Here is a 13,411-nt window from a genome sequence, read left to right as displayed (position 1 = left end):
GCGCCTTGTTACAATGAACAGGAGGAGCCCGGAGGCTCCTCGGAACTTTGGATTTGAAGTTATGCCAGCTTTAGGGCCAGCCACGGCATCAAACAGAATATGATTGTGAGGATCTTGTAATTCGCAAGGTACCTGAAATAGGCCCCTTTAACGTCGACCCGTTCCATTTGAAACATTCTGCCGTGTACGCCTGCTATCCAGTCCTGCAGGATTACGATCATCAGGGTGGTGAACAGCAAGACAGCGATATTAAGGACCGTCATCCAGCCGAAGACGGTCGTCAGGAATTCCTGAGTCATGGTCGTCTCCTTTCCCTTAATATATGGGTATTGTGGTATTCGCTCACAATAACGTGAGGCTCGGATTCGACCTATGGTGACCCAACGTCACAAGTCACTTTCGTTTAGAGCATCCTGCAAAATAATGGCTAAACGTTCTGCCCATTCGCGCTGACCATTGTGGTCTGCGATCAGGTCATTGCGCAGCTCAATCAAAGCATTCGGTCGTCCAAAGCTCGTGCAATGCGTGTCTATCGCGTCACCGGGCAGAACACCGGTATAGGGTTCGTTGACGCCGACGCACAGATCGGCCTCTGCTTCCAGCCGGTTAATTAACGGGCGCGCGAAACGTTCGTCCGGTGTGTGCAGAACCCCGATTTGCCAGGGGCGTGGTTCGCGCCCCCTCAGTTGTCGGGTGAAAGAATGTATCGACACGATCACTGCGTGCGGCAGGGCCGCCAATTGAGCAAGCGCGTCGTGGTATGGTCGGTAACACATCTCGAGGCGGCGTTCGCGTTCAGCGGCGTCTGCATACTTGTTACCGGGGATGATCGATCCGTCATAAAGTTTCATCAACAGGGTCGGGTCGTCCTCACCGCGGTTCGGGTCGATCACCAGCCGCGAGAAATTGGCTGCAATGACCGGCGCGTCCAAGATTTCGCCCAGATGTTTCGAAACTTCATAGGCCCCCACGTCATAGGCAATGTGACGCTCCATATCCTCACGCGGCAGACCCAGGTCACCGCCGTTGATTTCGGGCGGCACGGTATTGGTGGCGTGATCGCAGGTAATCAACCAGCGCGAGGGGCGGTCCGCGCCGTGAACAAAAAACGGAGTGTATGTCATGAGCCTGTCATCTAGTTTGTCGCAGGTGTAGGACAGTTGCTTCGGAAAGGGAATTGCGCAATAAGCAGCCCAAGCACTGTTTGCGGTAACATCGAACGTTTGAGGAGAGCAAGACCAATGCGACGCCTGAGAAAAGTGAAAATCGTGGCGACGCTGGGCCCGGCGTCCGAAGACTATGACACCATTCGTGCACTGCACGAGGCCGGAGCGGACGTATTTCGCCTGAACATGAGCCACGGTAGCCATGATGAGATCCGCGATAAGCACCGTATCATCCGGCAAGTGGAAAAGGATCTGGACAGCCCGATCGCAATTCTGGCCGACTTGCAGGGACCAAAGCTGCGCGTGGGCGTATTTGCCAACGACGCTGAAGAACTGGTCGAAGGGGCTGCTTTCCGCTTGGATCTGGACGACGCGCCCGGTGACATCAACCGTGTTTGCCTGCCTCATCCTGAAATTTTTCAAGCGCTGGAGCCCGGCGCGCGTTTGCTGGTCAATGATGGCAAGATTCGTCTGATCGTTAAGAAATGCGGGTCAGATTTTGCAGATTGTACAGTTGAAACTGGCGGCACCATTTCGAACCGTAAGGGCGTAAATGTCCCGGATGTGGTTTTGCCGCTGGCCGCATTGTCCGAAAAAGACCGCGACGATCTGGAATTTGTCTGCAAGCTGGGTGTCGACTGGCTGGCGCTGAGCTTTGTTCAGCGTGCCAAGGATGTGTTCGAGGCACGCGCACTGGCGGATGGTCGGGCGGCGATTCTTTCGAAAATCGAAAAACCAGCAGCCGTTGAAGCATTCGAGGAAATTCTGGATGCCTCGGACGGGATCATGGTTGCACGCGGGGATTTGGGGGTCGAACTGCCGGTGTCCGCAGTTCCGCCGATCCAGAAGCGGCTGGTTCGCCGTTGTCGCGCGGTTGCCAAGCCGGTCATTGTGGCCACGCAGATGCTGGAAAGTATGATCGAAAGCCCGATGCCCACACGGGCCGAGGTTTCCGACGTCGCGACGGCGATCTACGAAGGTACTGATGCCATCATGCTCAGCGCGGAATCTGCGGCAGGGTCCTACCCTATCGAGGCAGTGCAGACCATGAACAAGGTCGCAATCGAAGTTGAAGCCGACCCGACCTATACCCAGATCATTGTGGCATCGCGATCCGCCCAGGGAACGACCTTGGCCGACGGCATCGTTGCCGCCGCCCGCGAAATCGCCGAAAAGACGGATATCAAGGCAATCTGCTGCTTCACGCAAAGTGGTACAACCGCACTGTTGACGGCTCGCGAAAGGCCCGGGGTGCCGATCATTGCCATGACACCGGCGAAAGGAACCGCCCGTCGCCTGTGTCTGACCTGGGGCTGCCATTGCGTGATGACGCCGGAGCTCGAACGGTTCAAGGGCGCTGTCGTTGCCGCCGCCCGCGCCGCCCGTTCTAACGGGTTCGCGTCTGAGGTCGACCAGATCGTTGTCACTGCCGGGGTACCATTCAATGTGCCGGGAACCACTAATATTTTGCGGATCGCGCCATGCGACGAACGACTGATCTATAACACTGACCCGGGGTGAGCCCAGCGCTATCCCACTGTTTGCGCCGCTACATTTCGGGTGATTGCTCATTTTTTGGGCGAAAATAGTACAATATTTTCAACACAAAGCCGGGTTCTTGGTTGAGCTCGGTAGATTCTTCTCTATTTTTTGGGGTTTTTCTCGGATACTTGTCCATAGGGGCGGTCTACTCATTAAGTTCCAGGTTCCGGCTGCCCTGCCGGGGGCACGGGCCCCGGTACAATCAAAAAAATATTGGAGGAACGTCATGACAACCAAAATTGTCATTGGACTGGACGGGACAGAAACCGGAGAACGTGCAATCGCCTTTGCCAAAGATCTGGCCGAGCGGATTGGTGCGTGTGAATTGCTGGTGGTCTATGTCATCGAATGGTCCCCTTTCACTTTTCAAACGCCTGAAGAAAACGCTTTGCGGCACAAACGGCGCGAAGAAGAGGTCGAACTCGCGACGACGCGGATCGTAACACCTGCTGTAGACGCCCTAAACGGGGCGGGTTTCACGGCACACGGTATTGTTCGTCATGGCGACGTCGCCGAGACACTGAATGCCATTACGGTCGAGAACGGCGGGACGCAGATCATTGTTGGTCGCGCATCGGCGGACGGGTTCAAAAAGCGCCTCTTTGGCAGCTCGACCCAAAACCTGGTCATGCACGCTGATGTACCAGTCACAGTTGTGAACTGAGGGGAGGGACGAGAATGAATATGTTAAAACATCTAGGTTTGGCAACGACCGCCGCCCTGATCGCCAGCCCCGCAACCGCGCAAGAGGCGCCCGGTCTGGACGATAAGATCAATCAGGCTTTCGCCGATTTCACGGGGCCATTCGTTAGCTTTATTTTTGCTCCCTTTCCGGGAACGGGATTCCCATGGATCGTGGGGTGGCTGGTTATCGCCGCCACTGTGTTCACGCTTTATTTTGCCTTTGTGCAGCTGCGGTTTTTTAGCCACGCAATCAGTCTTGTGAAAGGCGACTACTCTGATCCGAACGATGCCGGTGAGGTGAGCCACTTTCAGGCCCTGGCTACGGCGCTGTCCGGCACGGTCGGTCTCGGCAACATTGCGGGCGTGGCCGTGGCCGTGGGTATTGGCGGGCCGGGTGCTACCTTCTGGATGATCATCGCGGGCCTGTTGGGTATGGCGTCGAAATTCACTGAATGTACGCTGGGTGTGAAATACCGCAACGAATACGACGACGGCACCGTGTCCGGTGGCCCGATGTATTACATGTCCAAAGGGTTCAACGAACTGGGTTTGCCGGGTGGTAAGATCCTTGCGGTTCTGTTCTCGATCTTCTGTATCCTTGGCGCGTTGGGTGGCGGCAATATGTTTCAGGCTAATCAGGCGCACCAGCAGATTGCAGGGATTACAGGCGACTATCCTGGCTGGATTACCGGTCTGGTCTTTGCCGCCATCGTCTTCATGGTGATTGTAGGCGGCCTGAAATCCATCGCGCGGGTGACCGAGAAGGTCGTGCCGTTCATGGGCATCATGTATGTGCTGGCCGCTTTGGTCATCATCATCATGCACGCGGACCAGATCGGCTGGGCCTTTGGGCAAATCTTTGCAGGGGCTTTCACTGGTCTCGGCGTTGCTGGCGGTATGGTCGGCGCGCTGATCCAGGGCTTCCGTCGTGCGGCGTTCTCGAACGAAGCGGGCGTTGGTTCCGCAGCCATCGCGCACTCTGCTGTGCGGACCAAGGAACCGATCACCGAAGGCTTTGTGTCGCTGCTTGAACCGTTCATCGATACGGTCGTGATCTGTACCATGACCGCGCTGGTGATCATCATCACCCAGCAGCTGATCGTCGATCCGGAAACCGGCAACTACATGCTGAATGAAGCAGGCAATGCCATCGCAACCGTTGACGGCAATTCCGGCGTCAGCCTGACCTCTGCCGCCTTCGGCAGCGCCTTCAGCTGGTTCCCCTATGTGCTGGCCATCGCAGTGGTTCTGTTCGCCTTTTCGACAATGATCAGCTGGTCCTACTATGGTCTCAAGGCCTGGACCTACCTGTTCGGCGAAGGTCACACCAAGGAACTGGTGTTCAAGATCATCTTCTGCATCTTCGTGGTAATCGGTGCTGCGGCCAACCTTGGTCCGGTCATCGACTTCTCGGATGCGGCGATCTTTGCGATGGCGGTTGTGAACGTCTTTGCGCTCTACTTCCTGATGAAAGTAGTACGCCAGGAACTTGCATCCTACGCCGCACGGCTGAAAAGCGGTGAAATCCGCAAATTCGGCCACTAACCCAAACCACCGGGGCGGTGCTGTCGCCCCGGTGCCTGATCAGCCTGCGAAAAGCGCAGATTCTGGTCGAAACCCCCTTGCCAGTATGACTGAACTTGCGTAAACGGCGCTTCTGACCGCGTGACCGGCCAATGTGGCATGCCGAGTCGCGTTTAGTACCGAACCCCGAAAGGAGACGGAAATGCCTAAGATGAAGACAAAGTCGAGCGCCAAAAAGCGCTTTAAGGTGACTGCGACCGGTAAGGTCCTTGCTGGCCAAGCCGGCAAGCGTCACGGCATGATCAAGCGGACCAAGAAATTCATCCGCGATGCCCGTGGCAACACCACCCTGTCCGCCCCCGACGCCAAGATCGTCAAGGGCTACATGCCCTACGACCGCTAAGAGGAGATTTAGAGATGTCCCGCGTTAAAGGTGGAACCGTAACTCACGCCCGTCACAAGAAGGTCATCAAGGCCGCCAAAGGTTACTATGGCCGCCGCAAGAGCACCTTCAAGGTTGCCCGTCAGGCCGTCGATAAGGCCAATCAGTACGCAACCCGCGACCGTAAGAACCGCAAGCGCAACTTCCGCGCGCTGTGGATCCAGCGCATCAACGCTGCTGTGCGTTCGCATGACGAAGCACTGACATATTCCCGCTTCATCAACGGCCTGAACCTGGCCGGTATCGAGGTGGACCGCAAAGTTCTGGCCGATCTGGCTGTGCACGAACCGGAAGCGTTCGGCGCGATCGTCGCCCAGGCACAGGCTGCTCTGACCGCCTGATCCTCTGAAAAGAGACAGTGAAAGAAGGGCCGTCCCGTTGGGACGGCCTTTTTTTGTTTTCTGGGTAGAGAATGTCTGTTGAGAGCCCATTTTGACCGATGCTGCGATCTGTTCGAGGGTCCGTTTTTTTGTTGGCGGCCCGCAAATTCCGACCCGCCAATCCTCACTGGTTATTAGAACTTACCGTTCCCGTGCACCATTTCAGCAGGGGTGGGCGAAACAACGTCCCAATGTTCAACAATCTTTCCATCTTCGACGCGCCAAAGGTCAAAGAAAGCCCAGGGTTTTTCGCTGACTGTCGCATCTGAGGCGACAAAGACAAAGTTGCCTTCTGCCACCACGATCTGTGGCTCGAATTTGGTTATGACGTTGCCCTGTTCGGCCCAGGCCTTCGTGCCCTCCATCAGACCATCAATTCCATCGGCAAGCATTGGATTGTGCTGCATGTAGACTTCAGAATACTCGGGGGCTTTCTCTGGTGCGGCACCGCCCAAGACGTCGCGCACAAATCCAAGAACCAACGCCTTGTTCTCCTCGGTTTTGTCGAGATCCGTGATCTCTGCCGCGCCATCTGTCATCCCCCGACCAGACAACGTCGTTTCAGGAACGGGCTGTAAATTGTCCCAATGCTCTGCAACTTTGCCCTCCTCAACCCGGAATATGTCGAATGCGGCAAGGGTCGGTGCGCCAAAGGCGTCAGCGTTGTTAAAAGTGCTGTGCAGTACCACCAAATCGCCTTCGGTAATAACCCTATGCGTGGTTGCGGTCATTCCGGATTGTTCGACCAAAGGTATCAAACCAACCAAACCCTCAGCCCCGGTCGGGACCTGTGCGTTGTGCTGGATGTAATCCGATGTAACGAGTTGCCGCGCAGCTTCCGGGTCGTAATCGGAAAAGGCAGCGGTAAAGAGTGCAATTACAAGTTCTTTAGGAGACATGGTTTTATCCTCTGATTCGTATCCTTCCGATACGTGGTAGCAAAAACATACCTCATTGCAATTACGTACTTTAAACTGACTTGGTATGATCAACGCTACTGCCATATAGATCAGGGTATTGTGCAAAAGCCGATGCAGGGCTATGGTGCCCCTTAGTTTCGAAACAATACCAGAGACTGATATGCTACCCATTGGTGTTGCCAACAAAGCAGAAGCTTCCAACTGCTCCATCCGCTCCGTGTTATCTAATGTGACCGGCAAATGGCGGATGATTATTATCCTCGCGCTGGAGGATGAGCCAAAACGCTTTGGCGACCTCAAGCGCTGCATCGGAGACGTTACGCAAAGTGTGCTTACCGAGAACCTGCGTGGATTGCAGCGTGACGGTTACTTAACCCGCACCGTCGATCCCGGGCCCCCGGTGGCTGTATCCTATGAATTGACGCCTTTGGGCCACAGCTTACTCGAGATGCTAAAGCCACTCGTCTTCTGGTCGCATGAACAGATGGATGAGGTCAGGCAATTTCGCATGCAATTCGACCGTGCGCAGGCGAGCTGACCTCAAAGCGGACTAAGATCGAGAAATTCGAATGGCGGCTTTGCCGCCATAGCGGTCATTCCTAATAAACCGGCGCTACGGGCGCCGGTTCAGTATTTTTAGTGTCTGACCGGGTTTACCCGAACACACGTCCCAGCGCGCCGTCAACGGCGTCGGTGATCTGGTCGATATCATCCGCCGTCGCGATCAGCGCGGGCGAGAAGCAGAGGGTGTTGTTGCGGCTGGGGATCGAGCGGTTGGTGACGCCGATGATCACGCCTTGCGCCATGCAGTCGGCCACGACCGCCTGCGCCAACTTTTCATCCACCGGTTCCTTGGTCGAACGGTCAGCGACCAGTTCGGCTCCTAGGAAAAGACCCTTGCCGCGGACGTCGCCGATGACTTTGTGCTTCTCCATTAGCGCCTGCAGGTTCGCAGTCATACGGTTCCCCATGTCGACGCAATTCCCCAGCAGGTTCTCGTCTTCGATGATGCGCATGTTCTCGACCGCCGCAGCTGGACCAGCGGTGCACCCGCCAAAGGTCGAGATGTCGCGGAAATAGTTGAGCGGATCGTCGGCGTCATCCTTGAACATGTTGAACACTTCTTCGGTGGTCACCATGCAGGCGATGGCCGCATAGCCCGAGGCCACGCCCTTGGCCATGGTCACGAAGTCCGGCTTGATGCCGTATTGCTGGTATCCGAACCAGGTACCGGTACGGCCAACACCGCAAACGACCTCGTCAATATGCAGAAGGATGTCGTATTTCTTGCAGATCTCCTGCACACGCTGCCAATACCCTTCGGGCGCCTCGATCACACCGCCACCAGCGGTGACCGGCTCGAGGCACAGCGAGCCGACGGTATCGGGACCTTCGCGCAGGATCACCTCTTCGATCTGGTCTGCCGCCCACTCGCCAAAGTTCTCTTCAGGTGCGCCGTTCAGTTCGTGCTTGCGATATTCCATGCAATGCGGGACGCGCACAAAGTCGGGTGCGAAGGGGCCGTATTGCATGTTTCGCTCGTCCTGACCACCTGCCGACATCGCGGCAAGAGTCGAGCCGTGATAGTCGCGGTCGCGATACAGGATCTTGGTCTTCTTGCCGCCATAGCGCTTATGCGCGATCTGGCGAACCAGCTTGAAGGCTTTCTCATTCGCTTCGGAACCGGAGTTGGTGTAGTAGACGCGGCTCATGCCCGGCATCTTGCTGATCAGTTTCTCGGCAAAGATCGAACCCGGGATCGAGCCCGCGGAGTTGGCGAAATAGCACAGCTTCATCAGCTGGTCGTAAACGGCCTTACAGATGGATTCGCGGCCATAGCCTACGTTCACTGTCCATACGCCACCAGAGACCGCATCCAGATGCTCTTTGCCTTTTTGGTCCCAGACGCGCATTCCTTTGCCTTCGACAATGATGCGTGGATCGTTGGTTTCGAAAGGCTTGTGCTGGATCAGGTGATGCCAGATATGGGCGCGGTCGGCCTCGACTACGCGGGAAAGATCGTTTTCGTTGAACGTGCCGTCCATGACATGTCCTTTCAAAGTAAGGCGCTCGGGAATCAATATGCCCCAGCGGGCGCGCTGTGACGTGATGACGTAGATCAGCTTGAATATAGCGCGGGAAGTAGGGCCAGATTAACTCTTAGAATAACGCCAGTGAAACACTTTTGCGTATTTTTACGGGTTTGTTTTAGTGCACGCATTGTGCTCAATACCCGAACCTGTCGCGATTGGGAGGAGCACCGGATGACAGACGAGCCCATTTATCAGCAGCATCTGGACAAGACCCCTGCTAATTTCACGCCCCTTTCCCCGCTCAGTTACATCGAGCGGACGGCGGCGGTTTATCCGGACTACCCATCCGTTATCTATGAGAGCCGAAAGTACACCTGGTCCGAAACCTATGATCGCTGCCGTCGGCTGGCAGGTGCGTTGTCGGCGCAAGGCGTTGGCGTTGGTGACACCGTGTCAATCATCGCGGCCAATATTCCGGAACTGTACGAGGCGCATTTTGGGGTGCCCATGACCGGGGCCGTTTTGAACGCGATCAACACAAGGCTTGATGCGCCCATCATCGCCTTCATCCTCAACCACGCTGTGGCCAAGGTATTGCTGGTCGATCCTGAGTTTTCGGGCGTTGTGAAGCAAGCTCTGACGCAGGTGGACCATGATCTGCTGGTCATCGATATCCAAGACCCCAGTTTCCAAGGGGGTGAACGGCTCGGTAATCTGACCTACGACGCATTGCTGGCCGAGGGTGATCCTGAATTCGACTGGTCGCTGCCTGCGGATGAATGGGACGCCATTACGCTGAACTACACGTCGGGGACCACCGGTAATCCCAAGGGTGTTGTCTATCACCATCGGGGAGCTGCGCTGAATGCGACCTCAAACATTCTAACATGGGGCATGCCGCAGCACTCGGTTTACCTGTGGACTTTGCCGATGTTTCACTGCAATGGCTGGTGTTTCCCGTGGACCATGGCTGCCAATGCAGGCACGTCCGTATGCCTGCGCGCTGTCCGGGATGAACCGATCTACCACGCGTTCCGCAATGAAGGTGTTACCCATTTCTGCGGTGCGCCCATCGTGCTGAACATGCTGGCAAACGCACCAGACCACCTCAAGGATTTCAACCAACAGATAAAGGTGATGACTGCAGGCGCGCCGCCCCCGGCCAAAGTGATTGAAGCGATGGAGGGGATGGGTGTCGAGGTGACCCATGTCTACGGTCTGACTGAAACCTACGGACCATCCGTGGTCTGCGCCTGGAAGGATGAATGGAACGAAAAGGAAGGCACAGAGCGGGCGGCGCTGAAAGTGCGCCAAGGGGTCAAATACGTTGCTTTGTCCGGCCTGATGGTGGCCGATCCCGACACGTTGGAGCCTGTACCAGCTGACGGAGAAACCATGGGTGAGATCTTCATGCAGGGCAATATCGTGATGAAGGGCTATCTGAAGAACCCTGATGCTACGGACAAAGCGTTCAAAGGTGGTTGGTTCGCTTCAGGCGATCTTGGGGTGATGCACCCGGATGGCTATATCGCTCTGAAAGACAGGTCTAAGGACATCATAATTTCTGGCGGCGAGAATATCTCGTCAGTCGAGGTCGAGGACATCCTGTACAAGCACCCGGCCGTGATGGAGGCCGCGGTGGTGGCACGGCCTGACGAAAAATGGGGAGAAACGCCCTGCGCCTTTGTAGAGCTGAAGCCGGGCGTCTCGGCGACTGAGGCTGAGGTGATCGCCTTTTGTCGCGATAACATGGCCCATTTCAAGGCACCTAAAACGGTAGTCTTCGGTTCGCTGCCCAAAACCTCGACCGGTAAAATTCAGAAATTCGTTCTGCGCGATCAGGCCCGGGAACTGGGCTAGCCGAAGATCGACAGGTCCAGGTCCAGAGTCTCGCCCATCCAGATGGCGCGATCCCTGTGATCAAGCAGATGGTCGCCGGTTTCCGGGTGGGTGAAGATCGTCAGGCCCTGTCGGTTAAGCATCAGCCAAGGGATGATGCGTTCAAACACTTCGGGTGCAAAACCCAGCTGGCAGCTCCAACGCGGATGGGGACCAACCGCGCGGGTATGCATTCGACCTAACCTTACGGGAAACAGGCGTGCGGCTTCTTCACAAACCTCTCGGGCTGTATCCTGGGTTTCGGTGTCGAAATAGATATGTGCGTGATAGCCGATGATCTCGGGCATCGTATTCCCCTACATCTGTTTGGATCTATCTAATACGATGTAGGCAACCATGAAATCTGCGCGGTCACACAGCAAATGTGCGCCGGGATAACGGTTAATCCCGGCGCACAATTGGAGTCGTCCTTAGCTCAATCCTTGTTGAGCTCTTTGGCGTGCAACCAGTCCGCATGTTGCGGAGCTTTTTTGGTGCGCGACCACTCTTCGAGCATCTCCCACTTCACGCTGTCCAGCCGGGCCAGCATGGCTTCTTCCTCGGGGTCCGGGCAGGCCAGTTCGACCCGGTGGCCGTTTGGATCGAAGAAATAGATCGAGTGAAAGATCGAGTGGTCCGTAACGCCGAGCACCTCGACCCCATTAGCTTCAAGATGGTCCTTGAACGCGATCAACTCATCGCGGTCTTTGACCTTGAATGCGATGTGCTGGACCCAAACCGGTGTGTTTGGGTCGCGGCCCATTTCGGGTTTCGTCGGAAGTTCGAAAAAGGCCAGCACGTTTCCGTTTCCAGCATCGAGAAACAGATGCATGTAGGGATCAGGTTCGTGGGTTGAAGGCACTTTGTCTTCGGCAATCGCCAGGATGAAATCCATGTTCAGCATCTTGCCGTACCATTCCACGGTCTCTTTCGCATCTTTGCAACGATAGGCGACGTGATGAATCTGTTCGATTTTCATGGGTTTTCACTCCTGCTTTAGCGCGGCCGCATCCAGCGCTTGTGTCAGTACGTCGGTGTCGCCGATGTGGTTTGCCAGAACCAGCACCAGTCTGGCGTTCAAAGCATCGCTGTCGGATTTCTCCAGACCTTCATGCGCGGTCAGCAGATTGGCGTAGAAGTCATCTGCCCTGTCGATGTTCGGTGAAAGGATCAGGTCGGCCATGGCGTTTACTCCTTACCTGTGGCGCGGAGAACCGCGTGCCGCATTGCATTTTCTTCATAGCTGTCGCGCCGTGCCGCCACATGCTGATCAGGGCGGATCAGGTAAACAGCGCTGGTCGCGTCGCCCAGATAGCGGCGTTTGAGCTCCATCGTCGGGTCGTCCTTGACCGACAGGGCCAACCGTTTGACCGTTACACCGTCTACCTCGATCTGATCAGGCGCATCGGCGTCTATGGTCAGAAGGATGAACTCCCCACCCAGTTTCGACAGCAGGAACTCATCGCCCAAAGGCGCGTCAGGGCAGGGCGACCCTGGCCGCGTGCGGGCCGGGCCGTTCAGCGCGTCAGCCGAGTTCAGTGGTGACCCGTCATGGGTGCAAGGAACGCTCAAGCGGCCGGAATTGACCAGCGGGCGCGCGAATTCATAGCGTTCGCTGAGATCCAGCACCGCATCGCGCATGATCCGTGACATCGGCGATTTTGGTGTGATGAAATCGGTTGACCGGCTGGAGTTCAGAATGTTTTCGTCTGCGCCCTGAACCCGTTCGGCATCATAACTGTCCAGCAATGACTCTGGTGCGGTGCCGTCCATGACCATTTTCAACTTCCAGCACAGGTTGTCGGTATCTTGCAGACCCGAATTGGCCCCCCGTGCGCCGAAGGGACTGACCTGGTGGGCACTGTCGCCCGCAAAGATCACACGTCCGTGGCGGAACTGCTCCATCCGGCGGCACTGGAACGTGTAGATGCTGACCCATTCCAGTTCGAACTGAACGTCTTCGCCCAGCATCGCCTTAAGGCGCGGTATCACGTTTTCGGGGCGCTTTTCGCGTTCCTTGTCGATGTCCCAGCCCAGTTGCAGATCGATACGCCAAACGTTGTCAGGTTGTTTGTGCAACAGCGCCGATTGTCCCTTGTTGAAGGGCGGGTCGAACCAAAACCAGCGTTCCGTCGGGAAATCGGCGTCCATGATGACATCGGCGATCAGGAAGTTGTCTTCAAACACCCGGCCCACGAAATCCTTGCCCAACATGGCCCGCATGGGCGACCCGGCGCCGTCGCAGGCAATAACCCAGTCGGCTTCGATGGTATAGGATCCTTCTGGTGTGTCCACCTCAAGCTTGACATGGTCAGGATGGGTGCCGACGGCTTCGACTTTGTTGCGGCCACGGATTTCGATGGGCGCGCCCTCATTCTGCAGTTCGCGGACCCGCTCGACCAGAAACTGTTCAAAATAGTATTGCTGCAAATTGATGAAGGCGGGGCGCTGGTGGCCGTCCTCAGGCAGCAGGTTGAAGTCATAAACCTTCCGGTCGTCGAAAAAGACTTTACCGAGGTTCCAGACGACGCCCTTATCCACCATGGGCTGGCCACATCCCAGACGGTCGAGGATTTCCAACGGCCGTTTGGCGAAGCAGATGGCGCGGCTTCCGAAACTGACCTTGTCGTTTTCGTCCAGCACCAGAACCTCGACCCCTTGTTGGGCCAAATCAATGGCAGCGGCCAAGCCAACAGGGCCTGCGCCAACCACGATAACCTTGTGGCGCACCGGCGCAGAGGTCGCTTGGTCCGGGCTTGGCTCGTAGGCATATATTGGTGTTTCAAATATTTTGTTCACAGTCTCTCTCCCAGGTTCTGCGCAGGTCGCACCTCGTCTGTGC

General features: G+C 56.3%; 15 protein-coding genes. 7 read left to right on the top strand and 8 right to left on the bottom strand.

All coding sequences use genetic code 11. The annotated features are described in order from the left end of the window. Positions 1-59 precede the first annotated feature (59 nt). Together AC2TDA_RS05155 and AC2TDA_RS05150 are read right to left on the bottom strand one after the other, a co-directional pair. Positions 60-299 (bottom strand): DUF6868 family protein, encoded by a 240-nt coding sequence (locus AC2TDA_RS05155; RefSeq protein WP_480880766.1) that lies wholly within the window; start codon positions 297-299, stop codon positions 60-62. An 87-nt stretch (positions 300-386) separates the two neighbouring features. After that, positions 387-1,124, bottom strand: coding sequence for an N-formylglutamate amidohydrolase (locus AC2TDA_RS05150; RefSeq protein ID WP_480880768.1), 738 nt, complete (start codon positions 1,122-1,124; stop codon positions 387-389). 117 nt (positions 1,125-1,241) lie between these two features. On the opposite strand from AC2TDA_RS05150, the gene pyk reads away from it, so the two are divergent. From pyk to rplT, 5 genes are all read left to right on the top strand, one after another. After that, positions 1,242-2,687, top strand: coding sequence for a pyruvate kinase (gene pyk / locus AC2TDA_RS05145; RefSeq protein ID WP_480880770.1), 1,446 nt, complete (start codon positions 1,242-1,244; stop codon positions 2,685-2,687). A 247-nt stretch (positions 2,688-2,934) separates the two neighbouring features. Beyond that, entirely contained in the window at positions 2,935-3,372 is a 438-nt protein-coding gene (locus tag AC2TDA_RS05140) for a universal stress protein (protein WP_480880771.1), read from the top strand. A 14-nt stretch (positions 3,373-3,386) separates the two neighbouring features. Continuing rightward, entirely contained in the window at positions 3,387-4,937 is a 1,551-nt protein-coding gene (locus AC2TDA_RS05135) for an alanine/glycine:cation symporter family protein (protein ID WP_480880773.1), read from the top strand. Positions 4,938-5,118: 181 nt separating this feature from the next. After that, complete coding sequence (gene rpmI, locus AC2TDA_RS05130; RefSeq protein WP_010443552.1) at positions 5,119-5,319, top strand: 50S ribosomal protein L35; 201 nt, start codon at positions 5,119-5,121, stop codon at positions 5,317-5,319. Positions 5,320-5,333: 14 nt separating this feature from the next. After that, complete coding sequence (gene rplT / locus AC2TDA_RS05125) at positions 5,334-5,699, top strand: 50S ribosomal protein L20 (RefSeq protein ID WP_142637903.1); 366 nt, start codon at positions 5,334-5,336, stop codon at positions 5,697-5,699. Positions 5,700-5,872: 173 nt separating this feature from the next. Here the strand turns inward: rplT and AC2TDA_RS05120 are convergent, their stop codons facing one another. Then, positions 5,873-6,637, bottom strand: coding sequence for a nuclear transport factor 2 family protein (locus AC2TDA_RS05120; protein ID WP_480880775.1), 765 nt, complete (start codon positions 6,635-6,637; stop codon positions 5,873-5,875). Positions 6,638-6,818: 181 nt separating this feature from the next. Between AC2TDA_RS05120 and AC2TDA_RS05115 the strand changes: the two genes are divergently transcribed. Continuing rightward, the gene (locus tag AC2TDA_RS05115) at positions 6,819-7,196 is read left to right on the top strand and encodes a winged helix-turn-helix transcriptional regulator (protein ID WP_480880776.1); all 378 of its coding nucleotides are present in this window, start codon (positions 6,819-6,821) and stop codon (positions 7,194-7,196) included. A 115-nt stretch (positions 7,197-7,311) separates the two neighbouring features. Here the strand turns inward: AC2TDA_RS05115 and AC2TDA_RS05110 are convergent, their stop codons facing one another. Next, positions 7,312-8,703 carry an aminotransferase family protein gene (locus tag AC2TDA_RS05110; protein ID WP_480880778.1) on the bottom strand — a complete coding sequence of 464 codons (1,392 nt, stop codon included), beginning with the start codon at positions 8,701-8,703 and terminating at the stop codon, positions 7,312-7,314. Between the two features lie 219 nt (positions 8,704-8,922). On the opposite strand from AC2TDA_RS05110, the gene AC2TDA_RS05105 reads away from it, so the two are divergent. Continuing rightward, a complete protein-coding gene (locus tag AC2TDA_RS05105) occupies positions 8,923-10,551 on the top strand; it encodes an acyl-CoA synthetase (RefSeq protein ID WP_480880780.1) in 1,629 nt (542 codons plus the stop codon). Here the strand turns inward: AC2TDA_RS05105 and AC2TDA_RS05100 are convergent. The 4 genes from AC2TDA_RS05100 to AC2TDA_RS05085 all read right to left on the bottom strand — a co-directional run bounded on the left by AC2TDA_RS05100 (position 10,548) and on the right by AC2TDA_RS05085 (position 13,368). Further along, positions 10,548-10,877 carry a DOPA 4,5-dioxygenase family protein gene (locus AC2TDA_RS05100; RefSeq protein WP_480850020.1) on the bottom strand — a complete coding sequence of 110 codons (330 nt, stop codon included), beginning with the start codon at positions 10,875-10,877 and terminating at the stop codon, positions 10,548-10,550. The two genes, AC2TDA_RS05105 and AC2TDA_RS05100, sit on opposite strands and share 4 nt — an antisense overlap. Before the next feature lie 128 nt (positions 10,878-11,005). Further along, complete coding sequence (locus AC2TDA_RS05095; RefSeq protein ID WP_480850022.1) at positions 11,006-11,548, bottom strand: VOC family protein; 543 nt, start codon at positions 11,546-11,548, stop codon at positions 11,006-11,008. A 6-nt stretch (positions 11,549-11,554) separates the two neighbouring features. After that, positions 11,555-11,752: a DUF2783 domain-containing protein gene (locus tag AC2TDA_RS05090; RefSeq protein ID WP_480850023.1), complete on the bottom strand. Its 198-nt coding sequence runs from the start codon at positions 11,750-11,752 to the stop codon at positions 11,555-11,557. A 5-nt stretch (positions 11,753-11,757) separates the two neighbouring features. Next, positions 11,758-13,368, bottom strand: coding sequence for an FAD-dependent oxidoreductase (locus tag AC2TDA_RS05085; RefSeq protein ID WP_480880782.1), 1,611 nt, complete (start codon positions 13,366-13,368; stop codon positions 11,758-11,760). Positions 13,369-13,411: the final 43 nt, after the last annotated feature.

This window comes from Ruegeria sp. HKCCD6426, assembly GCF_057221115.1.
This window is presented reverse-complemented; position numbering and strand designations above follow the sequence as displayed.

What these genes read in the sequence shown, in the direction of transcription:
- rpmI (WP_010443552.1), top strand. Translation starts at nt 5,119, where the DNA reads ATGCCTAAGATGAAGACAAAGTCGAGCGCCAAAAAGCGCTTTAAGGTG.
- AC2TDA_RS05135 (WP_480880773.1), top strand. Translation starts at nt 3,387, where the DNA reads ATGAATATGTTAAAACATCTAGGTTTGGCAACGACCGCCGCCCTGATC.
- pyk (WP_480880770.1), top strand. Translation starts at nt 1,242, where the DNA reads ATGCGACGCCTGAGAAAAGTGAAAATCGTGGCGACGCTGGGCCCGGCG.
- AC2TDA_RS05115 (WP_480880776.1), top strand. Translation starts at nt 6,819, where the DNA reads ATGCTACCCATTGGTGTTGCCAACAAAGCAGAAGCTTCCAACTGCTCC.
- AC2TDA_RS05100 (WP_480850020.1), bottom strand. Translation starts at nt 10,877, where the DNA reads ATGCCCGAGATCATCGGCTATCACGCACATATCTATTTCGACACCGAA.
- AC2TDA_RS05150 (WP_480880768.1), bottom strand. Translation starts at nt 1,124, where the DNA reads ATGACATACACTCCGTTTTTTGTTCACGGCGCGGACCGCCCCTCGCGC.
- AC2TDA_RS05095 (WP_480850022.1), bottom strand. Translation starts at nt 11,548, where the DNA reads ATGAAAATCGAACAGATTCATCACGTCGCCTATCGTTGCAAAGATGCG.
- AC2TDA_RS05140 (WP_480880771.1), top strand. Translation starts at nt 2,935, where the DNA reads ATGACAACCAAAATTGTCATTGGACTGGACGGGACAGAAACCGGAGAA.
- AC2TDA_RS05090 (WP_480850023.1), bottom strand. Translation starts at nt 11,752, where the DNA reads ATGGCCGACCTGATCCTTTCACCGAACATCGACAGGGCAGATGACTTC.
- AC2TDA_RS05155 (WP_480880766.1), bottom strand. Translation starts at nt 299, where the DNA reads ATGACTCAGGAATTCCTGACGACCGTCTTCGGCTGGATGACGGTCCTT.
- rplT (WP_142637903.1), top strand. Translation starts at nt 5,334, where the DNA reads ATGTCCCGCGTTAAAGGTGGAACCGTAACTCACGCCCGTCACAAGAAG.
- AC2TDA_RS05120 (WP_480880775.1), bottom strand. Translation starts at nt 6,637, where the DNA reads ATGTCTCCTAAAGAACTTGTAATTGCACTCTTTACCGCTGCCTTTTCC.
- AC2TDA_RS05110 (WP_480880778.1), bottom strand. Translation starts at nt 8,703, where the DNA reads ATGGACGGCACGTTCAACGAAAACGATCTTTCCCGCGTAGTCGAGGCC.
- AC2TDA_RS05105 (WP_480880780.1), top strand. Translation starts at nt 8,923, where the DNA reads ATGACAGACGAGCCCATTTATCAGCAGCATCTGGACAAGACCCCTGCT.